At 46.0% G+C, this 26,354-nt stretch carries 21 protein-coding genes; 8 read left to right on the top strand and 13 right to left on the bottom strand.

Features of this window, described 5'->3' with window-relative positions; translation table 11 throughout:
• Window positions 1-59: 59 nt before the first annotated feature.
• The 10 genes from PAEAM_RS02220 to PAEAM_RS02175 form a co-directional block, all read right to left on the bottom strand.
• Window positions 60-2,843 carry a glycoside hydrolase family 3 C-terminal domain-containing protein gene (locus PAEAM_RS02220; protein WP_100526463.1) on the bottom strand — a complete coding sequence of 928 codons (2,784 nt, stop codon included), beginning with the start codon at window positions 2,841-2,843 and terminating at the stop codon, window positions 60-62.
• Window positions 2,844-3,300: 457 nt separating this feature from the next.
• Window positions 3,301-4,389: a low temperature requirement protein A gene (locus PAEAM_RS02215; protein ID WP_100526462.1), complete on the bottom strand. Its 1,089-nt coding sequence runs from the start codon at window positions 4,387-4,389 to the stop codon at window positions 3,301-3,303.
• A gap of 115 nt (window positions 4,390-4,504) precedes the next feature.
• Complete coding sequence (locus PAEAM_RS02210) at window positions 4,505-5,458, bottom strand: ring-cleaving dioxygenase (protein ID WP_100526461.1); 954 nt, start codon at window positions 5,456-5,458, stop codon at window positions 4,505-4,507.
• Window positions 5,459-5,544: 86 nt separating this feature from the next.
• Complete coding sequence (locus tag PAEAM_RS02205; RefSeq protein ID WP_076254330.1) at window positions 5,545-5,772, bottom strand: DUF896 domain-containing protein; 228 nt, start codon at window positions 5,770-5,772, stop codon at window positions 5,545-5,547.
• Window positions 5,773-5,981: 209 nt separating this feature from the next.
• Entirely contained in the window at window positions 5,982-7,025 is a 1,044-nt protein-coding gene (locus PAEAM_RS02200) for an SPFH domain-containing protein (RefSeq protein WP_076254256.1), read from the bottom strand.
• Between the two features lie 77 nt (window positions 7,026-7,102).
• Window positions 7,103-7,903, bottom strand: coding sequence for a TPM domain-containing protein (locus PAEAM_RS02195; RefSeq protein WP_100526460.1), 801 nt, complete (start codon window positions 7,901-7,903; stop codon window positions 7,103-7,105).
• The gene (locus tag PAEAM_RS02190) at window positions 7,900-8,931 is read right to left on the bottom strand and encodes a TFIIB-type zinc ribbon-containing protein (protein WP_047841485.1); all 1,032 of its coding nucleotides are present in this window, start codon (window positions 8,929-8,931) and stop codon (window positions 7,900-7,902) included. Before PAEAM_RS02190 ends, PAEAM_RS02195 begins: the two co-directional genes overlap by 4 nt.
• Window positions 8,932-8,967: 36 nt before the next feature.
• Window positions 8,968-9,672 (bottom strand): PspA/IM30 family protein, encoded by a 705-nt coding sequence (locus tag PAEAM_RS02185; protein WP_100526459.1) that lies wholly within the window; start codon window positions 9,670-9,672, stop codon window positions 8,968-8,970.
• A gap of 204 nt (window positions 9,673-9,876) precedes the next feature.
• Window positions 9,877-10,830, bottom strand: a complete 954-nt coding sequence (locus tag PAEAM_RS02180; protein WP_100526458.1) for an alpha/beta hydrolase — start codon at window positions 10,828-10,830, stop codon at window positions 9,877-9,879.
• Window positions 10,831-10,940: 110 nt separating this feature from the next.
• Window positions 10,941-11,159, bottom strand: coding sequence for a hypothetical protein (locus PAEAM_RS02175; protein WP_100526457.1), 219 nt, complete (start codon window positions 11,157-11,159; stop codon window positions 10,941-10,943).
• Window positions 11,160-11,387: 228 nt separating this feature from the next.
• Here PAEAM_RS02175 and PAEAM_RS02170 point away from each other — a divergent pair, with 228 nt between their 5' ends.
• The 7 genes from PAEAM_RS02170 to PAEAM_RS02140 all read left to right on the top strand — a co-directional run bounded on the left by PAEAM_RS02170 (window position 11,388) and on the right by PAEAM_RS02140 (window position 19,414).
• Window positions 11,388-13,070 carry a sigma-54-dependent transcriptional regulator gene (locus PAEAM_RS02170; protein ID WP_036616294.1) on the top strand — a complete coding sequence of 561 codons (1,683 nt, stop codon included), beginning with the start codon at window positions 11,388-11,390 and terminating at the stop codon, window positions 13,068-13,070.
• A 167-nt stretch (window positions 13,071-13,237) separates the two neighbouring features.
• Window positions 13,238-14,224 carry a 2-keto-3-deoxygluconate permease gene (locus PAEAM_RS02165; protein WP_036616292.1) on the top strand — a complete coding sequence of 329 codons (987 nt, stop codon included), beginning with the start codon at window positions 13,238-13,240 and terminating at the stop codon, window positions 14,222-14,224.
• 95 nt (window positions 14,225-14,319) lie between these two features.
• Window positions 14,320-15,615: a four-carbon acid sugar kinase family protein gene (locus PAEAM_RS02160; protein WP_100526456.1), complete on the top strand. Its 1,296-nt coding sequence runs from the start codon at window positions 14,320-14,322 to the stop codon at window positions 15,613-15,615.
• Window positions 15,612-16,613, top strand: coding sequence for a 4-hydroxythreonine-4-phosphate dehydrogenase PdxA (pdxA, locus tag PAEAM_RS02155; protein WP_017691213.1), 1,002 nt, complete (start codon window positions 15,612-15,614; stop codon window positions 16,611-16,613). The genes PAEAM_RS02160 and pdxA overlap by 4 nt, the downstream gene beginning before the upstream one ends.
• A gap of 306 nt (window positions 16,614-16,919) precedes the next feature.
• The gene (locus PAEAM_RS02150; RefSeq protein WP_100526455.1) at window positions 16,920-17,486 is read left to right on the top strand and encodes a TetR/AcrR family transcriptional regulator; all 567 of its coding nucleotides are present in this window, start codon (window positions 16,920-16,922) and stop codon (window positions 17,484-17,486) included.
• Window positions 17,487-17,609: 123 nt separating this feature from the next.
• A complete protein-coding gene (locus PAEAM_RS02145) occupies window positions 17,610-18,731 on the top strand; it encodes an ABC transporter permease (protein ID WP_100526454.1) in 1,122 nt (373 codons plus the stop codon).
• Window positions 18,731-19,414 carry an ABC transporter ATP-binding protein gene (locus PAEAM_RS02140; protein ID WP_076320062.1) on the top strand — a complete coding sequence of 228 codons (684 nt, stop codon included), beginning with the start codon at window positions 18,731-18,733 and terminating at the stop codon, window positions 19,412-19,414. Before PAEAM_RS02145 ends, PAEAM_RS02140 begins: the two co-directional genes overlap by 1 nt.
• 123 nt (window positions 19,415-19,537) lie before the next feature.
• Here PAEAM_RS02140 and PAEAM_RS02135 read toward each other — a convergent pair whose 3' ends face one another.
• Window positions 19,538-20,479, bottom strand: a complete 942-nt coding sequence (locus PAEAM_RS02135; RefSeq protein ID WP_100526453.1) for an AraC family transcriptional regulator — start codon at window positions 20,477-20,479, stop codon at window positions 19,538-19,540.
• A 199-nt stretch (window positions 20,480-20,678) separates the two neighbouring features.
• Between PAEAM_RS02135 and PAEAM_RS02130 the strand changes: the two genes are divergently transcribed.
• Window positions 20,679-23,852 (top strand): alpha-mannosidase, encoded by a 3,174-nt coding sequence (locus PAEAM_RS02130; protein WP_100526452.1) that lies wholly within the window; start codon window positions 20,679-20,681, stop codon window positions 23,850-23,852.
• A gap of 117 nt (window positions 23,853-23,969) precedes the next feature.
• Here PAEAM_RS02130 and PAEAM_RS02125 read toward each other — a convergent pair whose 3' ends face one another.
• Both PAEAM_RS02125 and PAEAM_RS02120 read right to left on the bottom strand, forming a co-directional pair.
• A complete protein-coding gene (locus PAEAM_RS02125; protein ID WP_100526451.1) occupies window positions 23,970-24,824 on the bottom strand; it encodes an aldo/keto reductase in 855 nt (284 codons plus the stop codon).
• Between the two features lie 165 nt (window positions 24,825-24,989).
• On the bottom strand, window positions 24,990-26,234 hold the full coding sequence (locus PAEAM_RS02120) for a macrolide family glycosyltransferase (protein WP_100526450.1): 1,245 nt from the start codon (window positions 26,232-26,234) through the stop codon (window positions 24,990-24,992).
• Between the last annotated feature and the right edge of the window lie 120 nt (window positions 26,235-26,354).

Here is a 26,354-nt window from a genome sequence, read left to right as displayed (position 1 = left end):
CTTTGGATGACAGAACAACCTTTCGATTGCTCTTATCACCTGATATTTCCGATTATCTTTTACACCTGCTTGAATTCGATCCAATCAATCTGGAGACCTGGTTTGGTGAAGTCCAGTTTCAATTCATACAGTCCTGCTTCAAGGTCTACTTTGACAAGTTTCTGTCTGATCCATTTACCTTCCGTACCATTCGTTTGAATGGTGGTTACCAACTGGTCATTCAAGAGCAGGTTACATGCACTTTGAGCGAGTTCCGGCTCTGGGGACATGATCTGTACGATAATCCGATAATGGCCGGCCTCGCTCACTTTCATGTAGACGGGTTCAGCTACTGCAGGTTTCACCTGTGCGTTCTCAACCAGATCCTGAGCTTGTGCAGCAGATAGGGAGGCATTCGCTTGGAACGAAGCGACATTCTCCACGATCTCATGTTTTCTGCCGGACACCGGTGCATTCATGATGAACTTGCAGATATTAATCGCCGAGCGTTGCAGCTCTCCGCGAGTCAATGTTCCATTTTCCAAGGATTCAATCGTGTTGTCGTCCCAGCCATTGATCTCTGCGCCGTAGTTCGGTACAACCATGTAGAGATCATTCTGCGCACGAATCATCCAGTTGGTGTATTTGCGATCAGCCTCGCCACCTTCGGTCACATCGTTCATAATCGCCCACCAGTCGGTCATTACGATTCCGTCGAAATTCCATTCGCCACGCAAAATCGTGGTGTTCAGGTCGTAGTTGGATGCCGCCCAGTGTCCGTTAACCGGGTTGTAGGAGGTCATGATGGAGTTTGCTCCGCCTTCTTTTACAGCGATTTCGAACCCTTTCAGGTAAATTTCACGCAGTGCACGTTCGGAGACAACAGCATCTACTTTACTGCGGTGCTTCTCCTGGTTGTTGCAGGCAAAGTGTTTCAGTGTGGCATTGGAACCACCCTTCATGATACCTTTCGTACATGCTGCGGCAAATACACCCGAGATCAGTGGATCTTCGGAGAAGTACTCAAAGTTCCGGCCATTAAGCGGGCTCCGGCGGATATTGAGTCCAGGTCCGAGCAGGGTATCCACCTGATTTCTTAGCAATTCCTGTCCTTCCATCACATACAACTCTTCAATAAGATCCTTGTTCCATGTCGCCGCAAGCAACGTACCAATGGATACCTGTGTTGCCTTTTCGCCACTATCCATACGAATACCGGACGGGCCATCTGCCGTACATGCTACCGGAATACCGTAGTTAAACAGGCTGTCGCTGACACCACCAAATGCAGATGCCGTCCCCGAAGTAACGAGCGGACTGCTCATGCCTTCGCCACGGACAATCGCTGCCAGATCCTGATCACTCAGTTGAGCGATGAAGGTTTCCAGACTCACTTTGCCAGCCTTAACGTCACTCAGCTTGTGGCCCTGGTTACCTGTCTGCTCCAGCGTTTGCGGGAGATTCTGCTCGATCCGGTTTGCCATGGATATCTTACGTTTCGGTACTTCTGCATAAGTCAGTTCATAAGATCCATCTTCCTTGCGCGTACCTGGTTTCATCCGTGTAAAATCTTCAGTTGGGGCCATCGCTTCTTGCAGTTGCTCCACCAATTGAAGGGATTCAATCACATATCCATCCTGGCCATCAATGCTGATATGCTGCACTTGTTTCACACTGGTTCCTACATGCAGTCTGTATGTGCCTTCTTCCAGAACATATGCGGAAGCATGGCCCGTAACACCTGCATCATCGTAAGATGCCATGGCATGGATCGGGAAGCTGATCGTCAGAAGTTCTGACTCACCCGGCTGCAACAATCCTGTTTTTCCAAAAGCCACCAAAGCCTTCACCGGTTGTCCCAGTTTGCCTTGTGGTGCCTCATAATAAACTTGCACAACCTCTTTGCCCGCATATGTTGTGCCTGAGTTGGTCACATTTACACGAACTTCAATGTAGGTTTTACCGTCTTTGGACACTGATTTCGCTTCTTCGTGCTGGGCCAAAAACGTCGTATAAGACAGGCCGTAACCGAATTCAAACTGAACGCGCTCAGGTCGAAACGTTTCGAAATAACGATAACCTACATAGATATCTTCCTGATACAGGTTCTTGAACTCATTGCCGTAGTTGCTTGTCGAAGGGTAATCTTCAATGGAATAAGCAATCGTATCTGTCAGTTTACCGCTTGGTGTAACGTCCCCCGCCAGCACATCGGCAATCGCATTACCACCCTCCATACCGCCATGCCAGGAGTAAATTACGCCTTGGATCGGATGTAGATACGTTTCGTTTAACCAGCTCATGTCGATGATATTTGAGACATTCAACACAACGATTGTGTGTTCAAATTGCGAAGTAACTTGCTTTAACATCGCTTTCTCATCTTCTGTCAGTTGGTAACTTCCTGGCGCATCCGCATTATCCTGGTCTTCTCCTGCTGTACGTCCAATCACAATAATGGCTTTGCTGGATTTGCTTCTAGCCTGTGCAACCAGTTCATCCGTCAAAGGCATTTCTTTCTGATTCCATGGCTCGGCCGCCCATACTTTTCCGCCATCATCAAATGGATTTTCCTCAATCCACTTCTCATAGACAGCTGCTAGCTCTTCATTGACCGTTATATTCTTCTTGCTGCGCAGACCATCCAATAGATTCGTTGTGTAGGCCACATGAACACTACCGCCTGAACCCGTGCCGCTCCGATAATAATTGACTTGAATCCGTCCAAAAACTGAAACGTTTTCGTTTTCACGAAGTGGAAGCACTTGGCCTTCATTTCTGAGTAAAACGGCTCCTTCAGCGGCAACCGTACGACTAAACTCTGCAAACCCTTCCAATGGAACTCCGATTTGATGTGTGCTCAATGATTTCCCTCCTGATTGTCATCCCCATACCAACGAATCGCTATATATAAAATGAACTATATAAATTGAACTAAAGAATATTTACACTGGACACTCCGATGACAGAATAACCTTCCGATCGCTGTTATCCCCAGATTTTATGAATCCCCCTTATATGGGGAAAATCCGGGGATAAAGGCGAACGCTTTCGCTTCTTCAGGTTTTTTCTGTCCTCTCCGTTTCATGTAAATGTTTAGTTCAATTTATATAACAAAACGTACACTCATTTTATATAAAAGATATTCTATGATCTGGTAGATTCACTTGTACCTAGTCTCATATTAACAGATTCTATAGAAGAAATTAAATTAGATTTGTGCTTTATTTATATTATTAAAAAATGTCCAGGATTAGCGGCATAATAAAAAGCCACGGACACCTGTTGTCCGTGACTTTTCTTGATTTTATATTACTCATATTAAGTCGTAAGTTTCGCATACACCAAGAAGAATAACATGTCTTCGCCCATGATCACATAAGCAGGAACCCGGTAGACCAGATCCACAAAGACAAATACCACCAGTAACCCCACCATGACTGCCAGATGACGTGGCCGGAGTCGTAGATGTGCGTGTCTGTAACGATGGAACACAAGTGATGTCGACAAGAAATACAGTAACGCTGATCCAAATACAAACCCCAGCATGAACACATAGTTTAACTGATTCTGATATAACAGTTGAATTGAGGCAGCGATCATACTCATGGAGATGTAGATGAACAGATGGCCGTATATGATCGCTTGCCCGGCAGTCTGAATCTCTTTGCTGACTTTTTTCTCCACGTTGTCGAAGTATTGCCACCATATCGCAATGACAAAGATGGACGTAAAGGCGGCAAACAGAATGGATTTCATATCCCAATGATCGGCTTGCAGCACAGCGATAATGCTTACCACCGATTCACCCAGCAGGATAAGTGTAAAGAGCGCGAAACGTTCCAACAAGTGATGGGTCTGAACCGGTACCTTCACCAGATTTTTGCGTCCGATCAACGGAAGTATGATGTCCACAGCAATCCCCGCATACAAGATCACGTAGCGTAACCAGGAATCGAAGAACAAAGAACCCGATGAGATCAATATGCCAATGAGGAAACAGATACCCAAATAACGGGCCGCTCGCTGCTGATGCTCGCTTTTCGACTTGTGAACCGTCAGATACTGAATCGCCGTAAATGCCCGTGAACCGATATATCCAACGAAGAAGGACAGGTAGTATTGGTCAAAATGAGTAGAAAGGCTCGCCGTCATGACCATAACGGACAGAAGCTGAAGGATGAGGAATATTCGATGGATCAGGATATCTTGACCATAGCGGTTAATAAACAAGGTCTGACCGACCCATGCCCACCAAACAGGGATAAAAATAAGCACAAACTTCATTAGATACTCAAACGTAATTACTCCGTGTTCGGCATGCAATAAGACATGACCCGCTTTGGCGACCGCTGCTACAAAGAGCAGATCGTAAAACAGCTCCAGCCAGGTAACCTTTTTCTCCATCATCCTTCGTTGCTCCTTTAGGTTTTTCTCTTAATACGACGCCTGTTGCTCACTCAGTTACACCCGCTGACCTGGTGACGCGCCCAGAGGAAAAGCTCTGAGCGCCATCTACCTTACTTCATTGTACTGTAGCAGGTACGAGTGTTCTTACCCCGATCGGTTGCAGATTGTTCTCAATTTGAGGGCGGTATTTCTCAAACCACTCTGGCAGCATCAATTTTTGTCCAAGCGAATCAGCAGGTTCATCTTTGGCAAAGCCCGGAGGATCTGTAGCAATTTCAAACAGAATGCCGCCAGCTTCTCTGAAGTAGATTGCGTTAAAGTACTGACGATCCCGCACTGGAGTCGGTTGGTACCCGTAATCACGTACAGCTTCGCTCCACTGTGCATGCTCCTCATCGTCTTTGGCGCGCCATGCAATATGGTGCACGGTACCTGCGCCACCCATACCCAGAGCCATACGGGTCACTGGAACATCTACGACATTACCGATATCCCCGCTGGACCGGAAACGAGCATAATCTTCATTTTCACTCACTCTGACAAATCCCATAATTTTCTCAAGAGCATCCATCGTTCTTTGCGGATTAACACTGAACAGGACAGCACCACCGAAGCCTTTGATTGCTTTATCTGTTGGAATGCCCTCGTGCGCCCAAGTGCTGGTTGCTCCCTCTTCCCGTTCAACAAGCTCAAGCCGCAGGCCTTCGCCATCTTCGAATTGAAGCAGGTCTTCATTGAAGCGACTTGTTTTGGTTACCTCAATGTTATACTGTTCCAGCCGATTCTGCCAGAAGCCAATCGACCCAGGAGGAATGACATAGGAAGTGATGCCGACCTGACCTCCACCAATTTTGCCCCGTGGTGATCCAGCGGATGGGAAGAAGGTAATGATGGTACCTGGGCTTCCGTGTTCATCGCCAAAATACAGATGATATACATCAGGTGCATCGAAGTTGATTGTTTTTTTCACCAGACGAAGTCCCAGAACTCCGGCATAAAAATCTACGTTGGCCTGTGGATCTCCTGCGAAAGCTGTAATATGGTGAATACCTGCTGTTTGAATAGTCATGATTAATTCCTCCTTGGTTTGGTAAGTGATTTATAGTAAGTTTGTATTATCTTTAAATTAAGATATATGATCTAGCGAATTATATTTTAATTGTTATTTTGATTGGCCTGTTCTTGTTTCAATTTATCAGGAGTCACGTCATCGCCGTTTGGATCATAGATGGTTGCATTCAGCAGAATGTCGTTGACCGAACCGCGAAAAGTTTGCAGATATTCCTGGCGAAGACGAACCTGTTCCTCTTTTTCCATCTCCGTCAATCCGCCCTCTTTAGCTTTTCTTGAAAGTTCATTTATTCTGGTCAATGTTGGGATCATCATCTTGATCTCTCCTCATGTAATGGATTAAAGATATTTGTTTGGGTTGTTATTTATATTTAAATTAAATATCTTAAGTTAAAGATAAATGATTTGTGATCGGTTGTCAACTCTTTTATCAAAATTAAATATATGAATCCAAACAAAAAAGGGCTAGCTCCGCAGTAATTTCACTTACTACGAACCTAGCCCTACATGTATTGATTTGATTAGCCCAGCTTTTGACCACAATTCGGACAGAAGTTGGCTCCTTCATTTTTGGCTCCACAGTTCGGGCAGAAGTTTGGCTTCTTGTTGCCTTCTGTAGATGAAGAGTTACCTGAATCACCGTTGCTATTTCCCACTGGTTTCTGATCGCTATTCTGATTCTGAGACGAATTGGAATTATTGTTCTGGTTTTGGCCTTGATTCTGGTTCATGTTTTTCATCATTTCATTGGCCATGTTCATGCCCATCATCATGCCCGCCATATCCGAAGCCGCGCCGCCGCCCTGTACTTTACCGGATGAGATGCCGTCTGTCATGCTGACCTGCTGATACTTTTGCAGATTACCAATCATCTCATGCGAAGCGGTCTTTGTAATCATATCCTGAATCTCTTTTGGATAATTGAAGCTCATCACCTGGAAACCGGTAATCCCAATGCCGATATCCATCATCTGCATATCCAGATCTTCCTGAATACCTTTGGCAATATCCGATGCATTGGCCTGCAGGTTAAACATATCCTTACCTTCGCGGCTAATCCACTTCATTAGAAGCTGATCCAGCACGGAAGTGATTCGGATTTTGACATCCTCCACCAGATAACTCTGCTTGATACCTGCAATCTTATCAATCAGGGTGACATAGTCACTTACTTTAAAATTAAATGTACCGTTGGCCCGAATCGGCATCCCGCCCGGGAGTTGTGGTGTTGGAATCAACACCGGACTTTGTGTGCCCCAGCGCACGGTGAACTCTTTTGTGTTTACAAACAAGACTTCGACCCGCATGCCGCTGTTGAATCCGAATTTGAATCCTTTTAATGTAGAAAGAAACGGAATGATCTCGGAATCGATATTAAATGATCCTTCGTCCTCGAAAATGCCTTCCACTTTACCGTTATTCAGGAAAATGGCGTCCTGACCGGAACGGATAATGAGTTTACTCCCCTTTTTGATCTCCCGGTTACTCCACTTCCAAAATATCATGTCATCTCTGAACTCTTCCCATTCCACCACATTCGAAAATTGATTTCTGAAAAATCCCATACTCGTTCCCATCCCTTCTATTAGTAAGCATTGTGTGTCATCATGCCTGCGTTAAGTTATTGTGAGTGTCCGTGATGCTAGAACGATCGGCTGCTACCACTATGGGAATGGCCACCTCGGGTGGTTCCTCCACCGCCGCCTCCGCCACCGTTATTATTGTTCTTCTCAATCTTGCGTTTGGTGACCGTTGTACGAATGTACCGATCCTGACGATCAATTACACTGGAATTACTGGAATCCTCATACGTTGCACGATTTACAGTAACTCGCCCGCCAGAACGATGGGTCATTACACCAACTACAATTCCTCCGATTGCCACGGATACAGCAAGTTGAAACCACGTATTAAAGAGGATATTATCCGGGTTTACCCCGGGTTTAAGATCCATATATTCGTAGGAGAGCTCCAGATATTTTTCAAAAGCCAATCTATAATTTCCGTCCGATACATCTGGGGCAATTTTGGCCGTAATTTTATCGGCTCTGCCATTGTCGATATACTCTTCCCCTTTGTAAAAACCAGCCAGATACATCTTCCGATTGTACATGTCTATTGTAAGAATAACTGCGTTTCCATGCGTTTTATCGTAACCAAATCCCTGATCGTCATAAAAGTCTTCGGTAAGCAGTATTTCACTTTTATGCTCCTCGTTATTGGAGGTATAGATAACAAAGTCCGTCTGCCGTTCGGCACCATACTGATTCGCAAGTAGATTCAGTTCACTTATCTCCTGCTCACTCAGCAGGTTGGCCTCATCGTAGATGAGATTTTTGCTCTCCGCTGCGGATGCCGATGACATGGGAATCAACGGAGCGACAAGGGTTATCATAAGTAAAATGAGCGTAGCCATCACGGCCAGAGGGGTTCTTTTCCTCATAAGAATCCACCTCCCATCATCCAGGAAACCAGCTTCAGTGACAACAACGAGACCGCAGAGACTCCTGCGAACCATCCTGCCACTTTGGCTTTGCTGATCGGTGGTTTGCCGACCACTTTCCCTGTCTGACCATTCATGGCAAAGGTATACTGTGCCCGATTGTAGTCATAGTTGACCATCCATACCGGGAGCAGCACATAGTCTGCATTTTTGAGCGTGGTATCAATCTGTTTGTCCGTGTAGCTCACGCTGCTATAACCGGACACGGTTGAGGCAATATAAGAATCAATGTACGATCTTGTTTTATCCTTGGCCCGTGGGAAAAGTTCCTCGTCCGTATAACTGTATTTTTCCGCAATGTACCCCGCCAGATACGGGGTCTTGAACAATTTCAGCTGATTATATGGAAAAGGCTCCAGCTTATCCATCAGTTCATCCTTCATTTTCTCCGATGCATCGATGGGCAGGTTCACGTAATTCAGCCGAATCCGGCGGTATATATCGAAATGCTGTGTTTCCGTGTAATGGTAGTCACCCTGGGTGTAGGATCTGACCTTGGTGCCACGACCATGCACTTCGATTTTGTTATGTAACTCGTACAACCAGAACGGCACGTACATGCCGGTAATGCTCTGAATCCGATCGGCGGACATGAAGCCACTTGGCGTTAAAAGGCCGTTTTTGCACCACTTTTTGAAAGCCTGCTTGGCTTGATCCTTGTTGATCGAAAAGGGAATCACCATCGCAGGGGCCAGATTGCCCGTCAGCCGATCACTGAGTACAACCGCTGCACCGCAGAAACTACATGTCGTCGCACTGGTCTCCGGTTCTGTCACAATGTCAGCTCCGCAGCTGTTACAGTGGTATTCCTTGACCTCGTTTTCGGTGAATACTTGTCTTTTCAAGGGATCGGGGATCTGCTCTATGTTGTCCTGGCGGCCGCAGCTGGGACAGGATAATGCACCTGACACACTGTCAAAGATCATACCACTGCCGCAGTTTGGACATTTATATTCAATAACCGGCATCTGCTCACCTCAATGTTAACGAAATGGTGTAACGTATTACTTATTATTCAGCTTCTCCTGAATCGCTGCGAGTTCTTCCTCCGCACTTGGAGACGCACTCTCATTATTACCCGCATCTGCGTTCATGCCCCTCTCCAACTGGGCAATTAATTCGTCCAAATCATCTTCCTGTGCCCCAGCACGAAGTTCTGCCAAAGCCTCTGCTTCGTTCAGCGCCTGGTTCGCCTTGTCTTCCATGGCCTTAAATGCAGCATCAGCTCTGCCCGCAGATGCATTCCGTTCGTTGGCCTGTTGCTGCGCCTTTGCATCTGCGATGCGACCTTTCAGTTCTGCATGCCGCGCCTCCAATTGCCCTAGATCTGCAACCAGTTTATCGTTCATATGCTTCATCATCTTGGCTTTGGCAGAAGCACGTTCATAAGCCGCCTGTAATTCGTTCATTTTGTCAGCAAGTTTCACTTTCTTCTCCAGAAAACCACGTGCCTTGTCTTCGTCTCCCGACTCCGCCGATTTTTCCGCATATCGCTGTAACTTGTTGACCTCGGCGCTGCACTCATCCAATGCTCGCTTCGCCCGGCTCTCATCCGACAACACCGCCGTTGTCTCCGCTTTTACCTGACCCAGATCACTGCTCAGGCTGCGCATATATTCATTCACACTTTTCTCCGGGTCTTCCGCCCGAGACAACATGTGGTTCACATTCGCCTTCATCACGTCTCTAAACCTCGATAAGATTCCCATTACTTGTTCCTCCTCCGAAAAGTTCATATGTATACTATAATACATGAATACGCCCACATACGTTTCACATTTCACGATGGCAAGTGGAGTTACTACGATTTAAAGTCGGTTAATGATGGAGCAATATAAGAAAAGACGAACACCTATAGTGTCGCCTTATAATCCAAAAATCCTCTCCTAATTCTCAGTATCTTTCTTCCTAGTTCACAGTCCTTTAATGAACAGCACACTTTCCTCTGCAATCCGATCTGGATCCGTATTATGTATGTAATGACCGCCATCTAAAATCTGATATTGTCCCATCTTCACAGACTCGATATAACTTATTAGGTACGTTTTCCAATTCTCAACGGGTAACTCTTCTCCATTAGATATGAAAAAATACATCGGCACATCCGGAATTCCCTGTGTAGCAACTTTTGCTGCATTCTGTTTAATCATGTTGACTTCATCATTCATATTCGATGTCTGCGTATTCTTGTAGAATAGCGCCCGGTAAAGTTCCTCTTCCTGAGGAGATAGGTGATTCTCCTTAATCGCAGCGGATGAATCCACAATCCCGGGGAAAAAGCGTGTAATCCCCATTCGTGCTCCCAAACCCGTCAGACTCATCATGCCTCCCGAGGGCAAAGGATATGCTTCATATACCTCTGGAATAGCAGGGTCCAATCCAATAATCGCCTTAACTTCGGTTGGATACCGTTGTGCCCAATATAATGCTTCAATGCCTGACATGGAATGCGGAAACAACACATACGGTGGATTCTGGCCAGCTAAAGTCAGCGCTGTTCTGGTTTCTTCCAATATAGTATCAATATCGCGGGACACCTTGGCCGTTTCACTGAAGCCATACCCTGCCTTCTCAACTACAGCAATTTTGTATTGTTCAGACAATCTGGAGTAAAGTGCCTTGAAATCCAATACAGGAGCGGATGTACCCCCACCTGACAGAAAGACCAGTGTTTGTGACCCAGAACCTTCTGTATAGACATGCATTTGGTGATTATTCACGTTAACCATTGCACCTGGCGGCGACAGAATACTCAACTCACTCTTGAGCTTAATCGTATGATTCGTGAAACTAATTACAATGAACAATAGCATGACACCCAATATTGCCAAGGCAACATACCCCAATCTCTTCAACACAATTCTCATTGGTTCCCCTCCAACATGATGTACACTCTTATTTATTTTATCATGTACATTGGAAGTTATATGAGATTTAATCCTTTTCTCATCGCGCTCTAATAAATCCCTACCTAAATCTATGGCTCCACCGGAAGGCTCTCCACCGCTGTGAAAAACACATCCAATAATTCAACGTTATACGTTTTATGGACGTATTCGGTTATTAACGCCACATCCTCTTCCCCCTGATACTCCAAGCATGGGCGGCCCTCACTCCACAGCACCCTGCACGGGAACTTCCCGACAACATCCTTAATGATGTGATCCGGCTCAGCCACTTTATGAATGTCTCCCATATGTAATCTCCTCATTTCTCTATACTTATCGTGTGCGATTATGCATTAATTTTGAGATAGATAACGATTCGATTCAGTGCACTTCATCACATTCCACTCGGAGAGTTATGAAGGCATAACACACAGGCATTTTGCAGACACAACAGGGCTGGTTCCCCCATAGGTGCCATTCCTTCGCAAGTTGGCTATAATAAGGGGATCAAAGTTTTCTATAAAGGCAGGAAAATTATGCGTACACGAGTTCACTTTATTGCTCCCTACGAATCGATGATTCCTATTATACAAGAGTGCATTCCTCGCTTTCCCCAGTTAACCATTCAGACGGACGTGGGCGACTTGGCGAACGGTGTGGAATTAGCAACTCAAGCTGAGAAAAACGGTGCAGAGATTATCATCAGCCGCGGCGGAACCGCCCAACTCATTAAAAAAGCAGTGACCATTCCCGTCATTGATGTGCAGTTATCGGGCTATGATATGATTCGTTCACTTACACTAGCAAGCCAGTTTAACGGCCAAACAGCCATTGTTGGCTTCTCCAACATCACCTCTGGTGCACAATCGATTATTGATCTGATGGATCTGCCCCTCAAGGTCTATACCATACATAGCTCGGAAGATGTGGCACGATTACTCTTGGAGTTGAAAGCTTCCGGGTACCGACAGATTGTCGGAGATGTGATCACCGTCAACACCGCGAAGACTTATGGTCTGGAGGGATTGTTGATCCAATCCGGCCAGGAATCCATCCTTAGAGCGATGGAGGATGCGCAGTTGGTCTATCGTTATTTGAGCAAAAATCATGCGATATCGATCATCCTGAATGACCTGGTTACACGGGAACATCCCAATTTAGTTATTTTAAATGAACGGAATGAGGTTGTATTTGAGAACCTGACCGATTTTGAGCAAAATCCGCTGACCGATAATCACATATATCTGACCAATACCAGTCTGGAATTCCATCAATCCCAGATCCAAAATGTGTTTATGGTGGACGATTATCAACTTACGGTTAACGCCTATGAAACGACCTTGGACAACAAGAACTACAAGGTATATATGCTGGAAAAAGGACAACCCTATGCCTTTGCACAATTCGGCATAACAACGTTTACGGATGCATCGATGGAGCCTATCGTTGCCGAATCCCCTGCCATGCAGGCGGTATTACAGAACATCCGGGCACTCTACGAGAATCATGAACCCATCTATCTGCGGGGTGAAGCAGATTCCGGTAAATCTTTTCTGGTCAAACATATTCATCAGATGTACTCCGGTGGCGGACTCTTATTACAGATGGATCTCTCACAAGTTCCGCCCGGTCATTTGCACAAGATACCACTCGCCAAGGTTAGAAATGTAGAGATTAACCACATGGAAACACGTATGGAAGATCCGGAGTTGCTCGCCTTTATCCAGAGTTGCCTTCAAAACCAAATAGGTGTGTTTATACTCGGGGAACAGATATTGAACCCGCAGTGGTCACTTGATCTGGAGCTTAATACAATCATGATGCCAAATCTTGCGGATAGACCGGAGGATCTGGCTCCACTGATGCAGCATTTCCTGACGGATTACTACCACAAATACGGAACTACTGCGGTGAGAATCAAAGAAGATGCTCTACAGCTGATCCAAGATCAGATTACACATATGAATGTCAACCAGCTGAAACATCTGATCAAGCAGGCTGCACTCAACGAACAAGATTATGTAATCACCACGGCTACCTTGTCCCGCTTGCTGGATCAGCAACCTTCTTCAAGCCCAATGAAGTTGAACGGTACGTTGAAGGAGATTGAGAAGGAAGTTATTCAGTTTGTGCTTCAGGAGGAAAATAATAATCAATCGAAGGCCGCAGAGCGTCTGGGGATTAACCGGGCCACATTATGGCGTAAACTTAAAGATTAACTTTAAGTTTGCGTCTTTTTTTATTGCTTTTATGTGTTGCATTTTTAAACAGTTAACCAAGTATTTAAAATTTACAATAATTTATTGTTGCTATATTAAACGATATGGGATAATATAATCCCTGCAAGCGCTTCATAAAAACGATTACTTCATAAGGAGCTACTACTATGAACATTAAAGCAACTTTAGATCGCATCCCTGGCGGTATGATGGTCGTTCCCCTGTTACTTGGTGCAACCATTAATACATTCTTCCCGAATGCCTTGCGCATTGGCGGATTCACGGAAGCACTTTTTGTTAACAGTGCCAGTACTTTGATTGCCCTGTTCCTGTTCATTGCGGGTACACAGATTACGTTTAAAACAGCAGGTTCCTCTGTCGGCAAAGGTTTGACCTTGCTCACGTTCAAATGGGTGATTGGTGCAGCCCTTGGTTTTATCGCTATTTTGTTCGCGGATTCAAATGGGTTATTTCTCGGCCTGGCCCCGCTTGCCATTATTGCTGCGATGACTAACTCTAATGGCGGTTTGTACATTGCTCTCGCCGGCCAATACGGGAAAGAAGATGACAAAGCAGCCTACCCTTTCCTCGCTCTCAGTGATGGTCCTTTCCTGACCATGGTAGCGCTCTCCATCTTTGGTGCGATGGGTTTTGCAAACGGTATGTTTTCCCCTATGGCCTTTGTTGCGGTATTGCTTCCACTCATCGTTGGTGTCATTATTGGTAATCTGGACCGCAATCTGGCGGAATGGCTGCATAAAGGCAGTGACAAACTTGTTCCGTTCTTTGCATTTGCTCTGGGTATGAACATTAGCTTCTCCTCCATCATTCAAGGTGGTCTTAGCGGAATTTTACTGGGTGTGTTAACCGTGTTATTAACGGGTGGAATCGGTTTCCTGCTCTTTAAAGCCATCGGCTGGAACCCTATCGTTGGTGCTTCCGAAGGTTCAACAGCCGGGAATGCCGTAGGTACACCTGCTGCCATCGTGGCTGCTAATGCTTCATTTGGCCCAATTGCCGAGATTGCTACGGTGCAAATTGCAGCGAGCGTTGTAACAACAGCCATCCTGTTGCCGATCTTCATCGGGTTCCTCTCCAAACGATTAGAGAAATCAGGTGGAGTCGAGAAATACAATCAACGACCAACCACATAAATGGGTATCACCTGATTTAATGTGCTTAATCTGTGCTTAATGGATGATCTGAACGGACTTTTTATTAAATTGTGCTTACAAGGAGGGATGACTGCATGAAATTAGCCATTATTGCAGATGATTTGACCGGTGCCAATGACAGCGGGGTGCAGCTTGCCCGTCACGGCTTGAAGACCAGTGTTCTTTTTAATATAGATGAAGGCCCTCTTACACGTTACGATGCCGTCGTCTTTGATACAGATAGTCGTTCCTTATCCTCGCAGGAAGCGTATGACCGTGTATATCAGGCTGCTGAATTGCTGACGAACAACGGATTTGAGACGATTTTCAAAAAAATGGACTCCACCATGCGTGGTAATATCGGCATCGAGATTGATGCTGTATATGATGTCGTAAAGCCGGACTTTATGATGATTGCCCCGGGTTATCCAAAGAATAACCGGACGATATTGAAAGGAATTCATTACCTGAACGGCGTTCCGCTGGCAGATACTGAAATTGCCCATGATCCGAAGACACCTGTAACGATATCCTACCTTCCGGACTTGTTGAAACAACAGACCAAGTACGAAGTTGGCGAAATCACCGTCGCCGATCTGGAAGCCGGGCAGAATCATATTCGCACCAAGCTAGAGCAGTTGAAAACAAAGAATATCCCGTATGTAATGGTGGACTCCACCGAAGAAAGACATCTGGAACTGATTCTGCAGATGACTCGCGAGTTGGAGTATACCTTTACTTGGGCAGGTTCGGCGGGCATTGCCAATTACCTCCCCGCACATTACGAGTTGGAATCCAGGGCTGCGTCACTTGATATCCCGGAGAATCCCGGTCCAATCCTAACGGTGGTTGGCAGTGTGAACAAAAACTCCCGAGAGCAGCTGCATCGCTTGATGCGCAAGTCCCGCGTAGCTTCAGTCTCCTTCCATTCTTTCAAAGCGGTATCCGCAACCGCAGACCGCGCGGAAGAGATGGAACGTGTCTATAACGAGGTTCGAGACAAAGCGCTGGAAGGACAAGATGTTGTCCTCTACTCCACCGCTGAACAGGTGGATATCGAACTGGCACGAGCAACGGGCGAAATTCGTGGTCTCAATCACACGGAAGTCAGCAACGAGATTGTACTTGCGATGGGTGAGATCTGTGCCAGACTGCTGGAAGAGGGACTTTTCAAAGGGGTATCCATGACCGGTGGCGATACGGCAAAACAAATCTGTCTGAAATGGAATATTAGCGGCTTCGAGCTGCTGGATGAGCTTGAAATCGGCGTGCCGATCTCCAAGTTTATAGGGATTGATGATCTGTATGTGATTACCAAAGCAGGCGGATTCGGTAAACCGGATGTCTTTATCCATGCGATTCAAAAATTAAAAGGGGGTATTCTCGTATGAAACCTACAATTGGAATTACGATGGGCGACGCAGCAGGTATTGGACCGGAGATTATTATGAAAGCACTGGGTCATCAAGAAATGTACGATCAGTGCAATCCACTCGTTATCGGTGATGCGAAGATACTGGAGCGTGTGTTGCCTGTCATCGGCTCAAGTCTGAACGTAAACGCGATTCAAGAGCCTTCTGAAGCCAAGTATGAATTCGGTACAGTGGATGTGATTGATCTGAACCTCGTTCCTGCGGATCTGGAATATGGTAAAGTATCTGCCGTGGCTGGAGATGCAGCATTCCAGTTTCTCGCCAAAGCCATTGATCTTGCCAAAAAACAGCAGATTCACTCCATCTGCACCGCACCTTTGAATAAAGAAGCTCTCCATCAAGGGGGGCACCTGTATCCGGGGCACACCGAGATTCTGGCTGACCTGACGGATACGCAGGACTTCTCGATGATGCTGACTACGCCTAATCTGCGCGTTATTCACCTGACAACACACATGGGTCTGATCGATGCCATTGCAAGTATTAACCCGGAAAGAACCTACACCGTCGTGAAGCTTGCTCATGATACGTTGAAAAAAGCAGGCTTTGAGAATCCGCGCGTTGCCGTATGCGGAATCAATCCTCATGCTGGAGAGAACGGCTTGTTCGGTAATGGAGAAGAAGAAGAGAAACTGCAGCCCGGCATTGAGCGTGCACAGCAGGAAGGCATTAACGTCGTTGGTCCACTCCCGGCGGACACACTCTTCTTCCGCGCTGGTCGCGGCGACTTCGATATCGTCGTAGCTTGCTACCACGACCAAGGCCATGCGCCGATCAAAGTAATGGGCATTGAGGAAGGCGTGAACATCACCGTTGGTCTGAAAGGCGGTATCATCCGTACGTCTGTTGACCACGGTACGGCCTTTGATATCGCTGGCAAAAATATCGCCGATGATAAAAGCATGTTGGCTGCCATCCGCTCTGCTATTGAGCTGGCGCCGAAGGATCAGGGATAACATCAAGATTCATTCGGTACATGCGTGAGTCTGATCGTAAGATCAATTGTATTCGTATCGGTATATATTCGGTATTCAATAAATAGAAGGAAAAAGGCAAACCCTCTGTAAGTTCAAGGGTTTGCCTTTTTGTATATCGTCCGCCCATTTATCCAGAACAATAGTCTTGGTTGGTATTATGGCCATCAAACATATGCTAAACTGATCATAATAAGCAAGTAAAGTGAGGAACTTCTACAGACCTGCAGTACACATCGATTACGTGAAGTTCACACCGACTTTAAATGATAAAAAGGAAGAGATTTAATGGGACGAAAACAATCTTTTACTGAAACAGAGCTACTGGACACAACTAAAAAATTAGTACTTGAGCATGGCTATGACGGTTTTCATCTCAAGTTGCTCTCACAGCATCTGTCCGGAGCCCGGAGCACGATATATCAATATTACGCGAATAAAGAAGAGATCGTCGCTGCTTGTATGAAGCGATCAATTGCAACCGTACTAGAGAATTCATTAGCCATTGATGAGACTGATCCAATGGATGCTCTTGAGCAACTGCTTCTGATCTACGCAGAAGAATCTACGCTCCATCAACTTCTGGGAGATGCCAGTAAAATTAATACAACTAATTCTGCTGCGGCAGCGAGAGATCTTGAATTTATTGAGGAAGCACATAGGACCCTAAAAATTCAATTATCACGCTTGTTTGAACGCGCTCAGCAGGATCAAGCCCTGCGACAAGATATTCCTCTACCTGTACTTATTGGTGTTTTTTTTAACTTAATTAATACGCCTAATATGCTAAATATCCCTACGCCTGATTGGGGAAAGCTGCTGTTCCAAATGTGGATCGGAGGAGCCAAGAGCTAACTTTATTCTTGGTTTTAATTTGACACAAGTGTCATTTATATCGTTTAATAATGAAGACCGCGTGGCCGCGCATCTAAATTGACACATGTGTCAAAGAAAGATAGAGAAGGAGTTGAACAGATCATGTTTTTAGCGATGAAGGAGTTAATGCATAATAAAATGAAGTTTTTGATGATTATCATTATCTTCGTACTAATGGCTTGGTTGGTATTTATTTTATCCGGTCTGGGAAATGGATTATCTACGCTAGCCGCATCAACATTCAAGACCATGAAGGCTGATTATGTCATCTTTGAAGAAGGAGCTCAGTCTTCCATGAGCAAGTCACTGCTGTCAGATCAACTGGTGGCGAAGGCGGAACAACTTCCTAATGTGGATGCTGCATCACCCATGGGAAGTACGATGGCAACGGCACTGAAAGAGAATAGCACCAAGAATGAAGATAAGGTAGATATAGCGATTATAGGAATTGACCCAGGAAGCTTTTTGGAACCAGCTATTGTAGAAGGTGAAAGCCTGTCTTCCGAGAACCCTACGGGTGTCGTGGTGAATTCAACCATGAAAGATGAGGGCTATCAACTTGGGGACACGTTTCAACTGGATGGAACGACTGAATCCTTGACAATTATCGGATATGTGGAGAATCAGACGTATAACCACGTTGCATCCGTATTTACCCCAATGGCTGAATGGCGGAAGATTGCCTTCGCGGCTCCAGGTTCAGATAAAGGAATTGCCGGACCGGTTAATGCGATCATGTTACAAGGCGAGAATATTGATCCAGAAGCTATAAATAAAGAGTTATCCAGCACAGATACAGTTACTCGAGCAGCAGCTGTACAAGGAATGCCAGGATACAAAGAAGAGAACGGTACGATTCTAATGATGCTTGCATTTCTGCTTGCGATCTCTGCATTTGTACTCGGGGTATTCTTCTATGTCATTACGATGCAAAAAACCAACCAGTTTGGCATTATGAAAGCGATAGGCGCTAGTAACCGTTTCTTGGGAAAAGCCATTATCTCGCAAGTGTTTGTACTTTCGCTGACTAGTATTGTTGTTGGAATCTTGCTAACTTATGGGACAGCAGCAATTATGCCAAAAGGAATGCCATTTAAGCTGGAAACCAGTCTTGTCTTCAATTATTCTATTATCTTGCTGGTTATTGCTATGTTAAGTTCACTGGTATCTGTTCGTAAAATTACTAAGATTGATCCGCTTAAGGCGCTCGGGAGGGTTGAATAATGAGTAAGGGACTGCACATGCGGGAAGTCACCATGTATTATGCCGAAGGAAACAATCGGATCACCGCGCTTGATCATGTATCCATATCCGTGGAACCGGGGGAGTTTGTTGCTGTAGTTGGACCTTCTGGTTCTGGTAAAAGTACATTCTTATCTATTGCTGGGGCCATGCTGAAAGCCTCCGAAGGAGATATTCAACTAAACGGAAATCATATTTCGAAGCTTACGGAGAAAGAGTTATCTAATATAAGGCTGCAAGAAGTTGGATTTATTATGCAATCTTCAAATCTAGTTCCCTATCTAAATGTCCTGGATCAACTGCTAGTTGTAAAAAGGATGGCGGGGACGATTAAAAAAGAGGATAAGGCATTTGCCACCAAGCTGCTGGAAGAACTGGGGCTGGGTTTGAAGTTAAAAAGTTTTCCCGAAGAGTTATCCGGTGGTGAGAAACAACGGACAGCCATTGCTCGTTCTTTAATGAATAATCCCAACATCATCTTAGCCGATGAACCAACCGCCAGTTTGGATACCAAACGAGCCCATGAAGTGGTTAGTCTAATCGCGCAAGAAGTGAAATCACGCCAAAAGGCGGCCATTATGGTTACCCATGATGAGCGTATGCTTGAATATTGTGACAAAGTATATCGGATGTATGATGGCGGTTTGTCCCTAGCTGAATCGTAAATATATGGACCAAACAATATACCATTTCTCTTCTCTATTCTTTCTTTTATAAAAAGCTTCTATTCAGAAAAGAGTAACATGTTAAGTAGATTTTAGGTCTGTCCATCACTTTCCTCGTCCCTCTCACTCTAGGCTCCCAAGTGGTTCAGGTCTCTCACCCACAAGCATAACTTCACGCTCTCTCTGCGAATGTCTGCTTCGGCGATATGCACTTGGTGACATTCCGTTCTGTTTGTTGAAGATGCGATTGAACTGGGAAAAGCTTGTGAACCCACACTGTGCAGCAATATCTGTGATTTTCTCACTCGAATTCAGCAGCAATTGCTGGGCATTCCGAATACGGGTCATCTGCACATACTCCGTGAAGGTGAAGCCAGTAACCTTATTGAATTGGCGAGACAAGTGATGGGCACTTACATAAAAACGCCTGGATACCTCGTCCAAAGATAAATCCTGCTGATAATGGCTGTGAATATAAGAGGCAATGGCATACATGCGCCTGGACATCGTTGATCCAGTCTCTTCACGCACATACCCGTTCTCTGGTGAGTAACGATGAAGAGCACAGAGAAACTCCACGAACTTGCTATGAATCATAACCGATTGAAGGACAGAAGGCTGCTGCGATATAGCAAAAATATCATTAATCGGCGCGAGGACTTCCTTGCGTCTTTCTTCTGTAAATCGGAATATCGGGACCGGTTTATTAAAAATCGAAAACAGCTCTGTGTAACCGCTCTCAAGACCAGGTGTATTACGTGGCATGGCAAAGGTGATCATCAATCGTTTAGGCGGAGCACCCTTCGGATATTGCGTTTTATGCAGCAAAGAAGGCCGCAACAGAACGATATCCAGAGGCTGGATCTCATATAAACTGCCTTCAATGATGTGCGCAGCTGTGCGATCCAGAAGGATACAGATTTCATAGTAATCATGGAAATGCTGAAATTCCATATTCAGTTCATGGGAGCGCTCGTCATAATCCAGATGATAAAAAAGCGAATCTCCAGGCTGGTTCACATGGATCGCATATCCCTGCTCGTATGCCAAAACCGATGGTGTCATGGACATGCCCCCTATCCTGATTCTAATGATTTTATTTTAGCATGAAATGCAATAAAAAGACGTTATTTTCAGCATACAATACGTAGTTTCGCCCATTTCTCTTTTGTTATGATAGAGTTAATATGTTAGCGCTTGCAGTATTTTTGCCCCAACAACGACTACAGCCTGTACTTACTACAAACCAAGGTGGGAAACCAACATGAAAATGAATTCCTTGTATACTCGGATCCATACCATTGTTAAACACTTGGAACGTGCACGACTGACCTCAAAGACATATATACCGGAGCTTTATCATAAAGAAAGTGGTTACCACTCCTGGGAACTGGTGCATGAGGACCCTTCCTCCTGGAACGTATTTCGTAAGGGTGATGGCTGGGGTGGTAAAGATGTACACAGCTGCTTCAAAACCAAGATTCGCATCCCGGATCATATGGAAGGAAAAAAGGTCGTTTGTGCCATCGTTACCGGTGCTGATGATATCTGGAATTACGATAATCCGCAATTTCTGGCATTCCTCAATGGGGAATTGATTTGCGGCCTCGACGTGAACCATACGGAGATTGACCTGACTCCATCTGCGGGGAAGGGCGAAGAGTTTGAGTTGGCATTATACGCGTATTGCAGTACGTCTGCAGCGGATGTTTTTCTAAATGTATATATCGCCGAGCATCATCAGCAAGTCTCCGATTTGTATTATGATCTCAAGGCTGCGCTGGATGCAGCGGATCTGCTGCGTGAGGATGATCTGGAGCGGCTGAAGTTAGTCGAACATCTGAATAAAGCCGTGAATCTGCTGGATTTGCGCCAGGAAAACAGCTCAGAATTCCATGCATCGGTACTGGAAGCGCGCCGATATCTGCAAGATCATGTCTATGGTGATATCCGCCCTGCCGGTGATCACATCCCTACCGTGCACTGTATCGGACACACGCATATCGATGTGGCATGGCTGTGGACGCTGGATCAGACTCGGGAGAAGGTCATTCGTAGCTTCGCGAGTGTATTGTATCTTATGGACAAGTTCCCAGAGTATACCTTCATGTCCTCTCAGCCCCAGCTGTATGCGTACTTGAAAGCAGACTACCCATCCCTATATGAGAAAATTAAGGAAAAGGTGGCCGAAGGCCGCTGGGAAGCGGAAGGTTCAATGTGGCTGGAGGCTGATTGTAACTTGATCTCGGGTGAATCTATGATCCGTCAGATTATATACGGGAAACGTTTCTTCAAGGAAGAATTCGGCGTAGAGAACCGTGTGCTCTGGCTGCCGGATGTATTTGGTTATAGTGCAGCGATGCCGCAGATTATGCGCAAGAGCGGCATTGATTATTTTATGACAACCAAAATTGCCTGGAATGATACAAACCAGATTCCAAACGACACGATGTACTGGCGAGGAATCGACGGATCAGAGGTACTGACCCATTTCATCACAGCAACAGACTATGATAAACATCCTGATTTCAGGCAGCGCCGCTTCGAAACGACCTATAATGGACGGTTTAATGCTTCGCAAGTGAAAGGCACGTGGCAGCGATACCATAACAAAAACATCAATGCAGATGTCCTGCAATGTTTCGGATTCGGAGATGGCGGCGGTGGACCCACCGAAGAGATGCTGGAGCATGGCAGACGACTTGATGTCGGATTGCCGGGTGTACCTGCGGTGAAACGTACCTTTGTACGCGAGTTTTTCGAGAAGCTGGAGCAAAATCTGGCTGATGTTCCTTCCGTTCCTCGCTGGTCGGGTGAGCTGTATCTGGAGTATCACCGGGGGACCTACACTTCCATGGCGCGCAACAAACGGTACAACCGTCATAGTGAATTTGCGCTGGCCGATGCCGAGCTGTATGCCATGATTCATCGTCAGGCGAATGCACAGGCGGCCTATCCAACCGATGCACTGGAGCATGCATGGAAGCTGACGATGCTGAACCAGTTCCATGATATTCTCCCGGGCAGCTCCATTGAGCAGGTATATGTGGATTCCAAGGAGCAATATGAAGAAGTTCTGCGTGTCACGGATGAGCTGAAAGACAGTGCGCTGAACGGCATTGCAAGCCAAATTACATCTGATGGCGAAGCCATTGTAGTATTCAACACGACCGGATTTGTACGGACGGATGTGGTTGAACTGCCTGCCTTTGCGAGAAAAGTAACCGTCTATGATGGAGATCGCCCTGTACCAAGCCAGCGGACTCCCGAGGGAGGCCTCGTGTTCCTTGCAGAGAACGTGCCTGCATCCGGGTATAAATCTTTCCGAATCACACCAGATCTAACAGACGAGCTTGTCGCGGGAGTTTCGGTTGCACAGTGGGAAGCAGATCGGCGCCATATCCACACACCTTGGTACGATATTCACATGAATGAAAGTGCCGAGTTCACATCCGTATGGGACAAGCTGGAGGGCCGTGAGCTGCTCCAGTCTGGCAAGCGTGGTAACGTGTTGCAAGTGTTCGAGGATCGACCTGCGGAATACGAGGCATGGAACATTGACGATTATTATGAACAGCATATGTGGGAGATTAATGACCTGCAGTCGCTGGAGTGGGTTGAAAGTGGGCCGGTACGTTCCGTGCTTCAAGTGAAGCGACAGTTCCTGGACTCGGTCATTGAGCAGACGATCATCTTCTATGCGCACACGCGCCGGATTGATTTCCGTACGTTTGTGGATTGGAAGCAGGAGCATTTGCTGCTGAAAGCCGCTTTCCCGCTGGATATCTGGAGTGAAAAGGCCGTCTACGAAATCCAGTACGGCAACGTTGAGCGTGCTACCCACCGTAATACGAGCTGGGATCAGGCCCGGTTTGAAGTATGCGGGCAGAAGTGGGCCGATCTGGCGGAGAACGGGTACGGTGCTGCTCTGCTGAACGACTGCAAATACGGATATGATATTCATAACTCGGTGATGCGACTGTCGCTGATCAAGAGCGCAACGTACCCGAATGAAAATGCCGACAAAGAGCAGCACGTATTCACCTACGCGCTCTATCCGCATCAGGGCGACTTCCGTGAAGGACGTGTCATCCAAGCTGCTTATGATCTCAACCGTCCGCTGGTTGCCCGTGAAGTAAGTCCGCAAACCGGTACGTTGCCGGGAACATGGTCAATTGCATCGGTCGATCAGGATAATGTCGTGCTGGAGGTTATCAAAAAAGCCGAGAACAACGATGATATGATCATCCGAGTCTACGAAGCACATGGCCGCCGCAGCCGTGCTTCCCTGCAATTGCCTGAGGGAGCAGGTGCTACGGCGTACGCGTGTGATTTGCTCGAGAATAACGAAGCGGAATGCGCCGTGGAAAATGGTCGAATTTCTTTTGATATCAAACCGTATGAGATTCTGACCTTCCGTATCCCTGCTGAACAGTAAACAGAAATTACGCAACATGAAAAACTGCAACATTGTTTAATATGCTTCAACAATAAAGCAATAAAGGGCTGCCTCCTGTCATATCTGACATGAGAGCAGCCCTTCATTTGTCGTTCTTTAAAATTCTTCGTACTCGCTTGGGTCCTGATCCCATAACCGTCCATCCGGACGATTAAATGCAGAGATGACCTGCATCTCTTCTGTGCTCAACTCAAAATCGAATATATCGATATTTTCCTGTTGATGCTGCAAGGAGCCGGCTTTCGGAATGGGAATGGAACCCAGCTGAACATGCCAGCGCAGAATGATCTGGGTTGGCGTTTTGCCATGCGTTTCCGCAATCCGAAGAATGTTCTCATCCTTCAGAACATCCTGTACGGCATCATTGCCACGTCCAATCGGACTCCAGGATTCGTTCACGATGCCATGCTTTGTATCCTGTTCCCGCTGATCGGCTTGGTCAAAGAACGGATGCAGCTCAATCTGATTCAGACTCGGCGCTATCCCCGTTTCCTTAATCAGCCGTTCATTGTGCTCAGGCAGGAAGTTGCTGACTCCAATGGATCGGATATATCCACGTTTTTTGGCTTCGATCAGTGCTTGCCATGCCTCGACATACATGTCCTTTTTCGGATTGGGCCAGTGAATCAGATACAGGTCGTAATAATCCAGATCCGCTCTGTACAGGGATTCCTGGATCGCCACAAGTGCTTTATCATGAGCGTGATAACGCCCGGGCAACTTCGAGGAAATGAGCAGTTCTTCTCTGGCGATGGAGCTTTGTTTGATTGCTCTGCCCACCGTTGCCTCATTCTCATAGTTATACGCCGTATCAATTAATCGATAACCCGCATCCATTGCGGACGCGATCGATTTAACACCTTCTTCACCTTTTAAACTATAGGTACCAAATCCAATTGCAGGCACTTTCAAGCCATCGTTCAATGTATATTCCGGAATTTGATGATTCATCTGAAGACTCTCCTTTGCAAAAGGTATACGAACAATATGGTAAAAATAATGCCCCTCTCCGTTTATCTACCCCTCCATACGCGCTTGAATCAATTGGAAGTCACCACTCCGTTTTAGGCGGGTGACGGCTTTCTCGTCTTGCTCTCATGAAAGGCAGTCTCCTTTTCATTCAAACGAAGAGATGGGCGTGGCCGATAACGGCTGATTGCCTATAAAGTTCTTAATGGCCATAACAGCCTGCTTATACCCGCCAGCATCGCGTAACGTTTCCCCAATAACCTCAGCATGCTCCTTGTAGGAGGCATTACCGAGCACTTCTAAGACTGCGTTTCTAAGCACATCGGGTGTAAGGTTATTTTTGTCTACGATGACCCCTGCTCCCAACTCCTGTACCCGGCCTGCTACACGCGGCTGATCCGATGTTAACGGAAGCATGATTAACGGTACATTGTAATACAAAGCTTCGCTGGTACTGTTCATGCCTGCATGTGTCAGAAAAGCATCTACACACTGCAACACTTCCAGTTGAGGGACATAGGGTCTTATGATGAAATTGTCAGGAATGAGATCAGCAATGGGCTCCAAATCGGTATCCTTCCCAGAAGACAAGATAAACTGCACAGGCAAATCACGAAAGGCCGTAAAGCAAAGCTTATAAAACTCAAGATCTTTATTTAAAATGGTTCCCATCGAAATATAAACGACCTGCTTATAAAGAGCATGCAGAGATTCATTTGCAAAAGCTGGCGCATCCTTGCGTGGGATAATGGATGGGCCGGTGAACACAAAGCTGTCGTCCAGCTTGTCCCCCATGGGTTGAAAATAACGACTTGTATAGACAATCTTCAGTTGTCCTGAATGCCCTGAAAGTTCCGCCAGGGAAGGTACAGCCACATCGAACTGGGAAGCTATTTGCTGGGACACTTCCACGATGCTGTTATATAGCTCCTTGACCTCCTCCGTATCATCATTCAGTTGTTTGTCTGACCCAAGAGGCTCCACAAAAACAAAGGTGCTGGTTGAGCATACCGTTGGTATACCTAGCTTCTCACCTAGAATTTGTCCTCCCCAGCCTATGATGGAGTCAAAAATGATATAATCGTAGGTTTCATGTTCGATCAGATTCAGAACATCTGGAATAAACCGTTGAATAACTTTTGCCAATATCATATATAAAAATTGGTAAGGATGCTTGAGTTCAAATGGCTTCATACCAGGGTTGTTGAGCAGGGTTGCCTCGTTGAAGGAATAGGCCTTAAATTGTGCGCCTAACGCTTCAATCTTCGTCCGGTATTTTTCGGTACAACAATAGACGACCTCATCTCCGCTCTCTATCAACTCCTTGATTAATCCAAGCGACGGATTGATATGGCCTTCTGCAGGGATCATCACAACTAATACACGTGCCACGGCACTCACCTCCATTAAATTTTCCAATGCACTCAAGTGGGGGATATCGTAACCCATTCTTCCAGACCATTGGCTTGAATAAATAAAACTCTACTACCTCATTGAGGCGGTAGAGTTCCT

The organism is Paenibacillus sp. GM1FR (genome assembly GCF_002803315.1).
GTDB lineage: Bacteria > Bacillota > Bacilli > Paenibacillales > Paenibacillaceae > Paenibacillus > Paenibacillus amylolyticus.
This window is presented reverse-complemented; position numbering and strand designations above follow the sequence as displayed.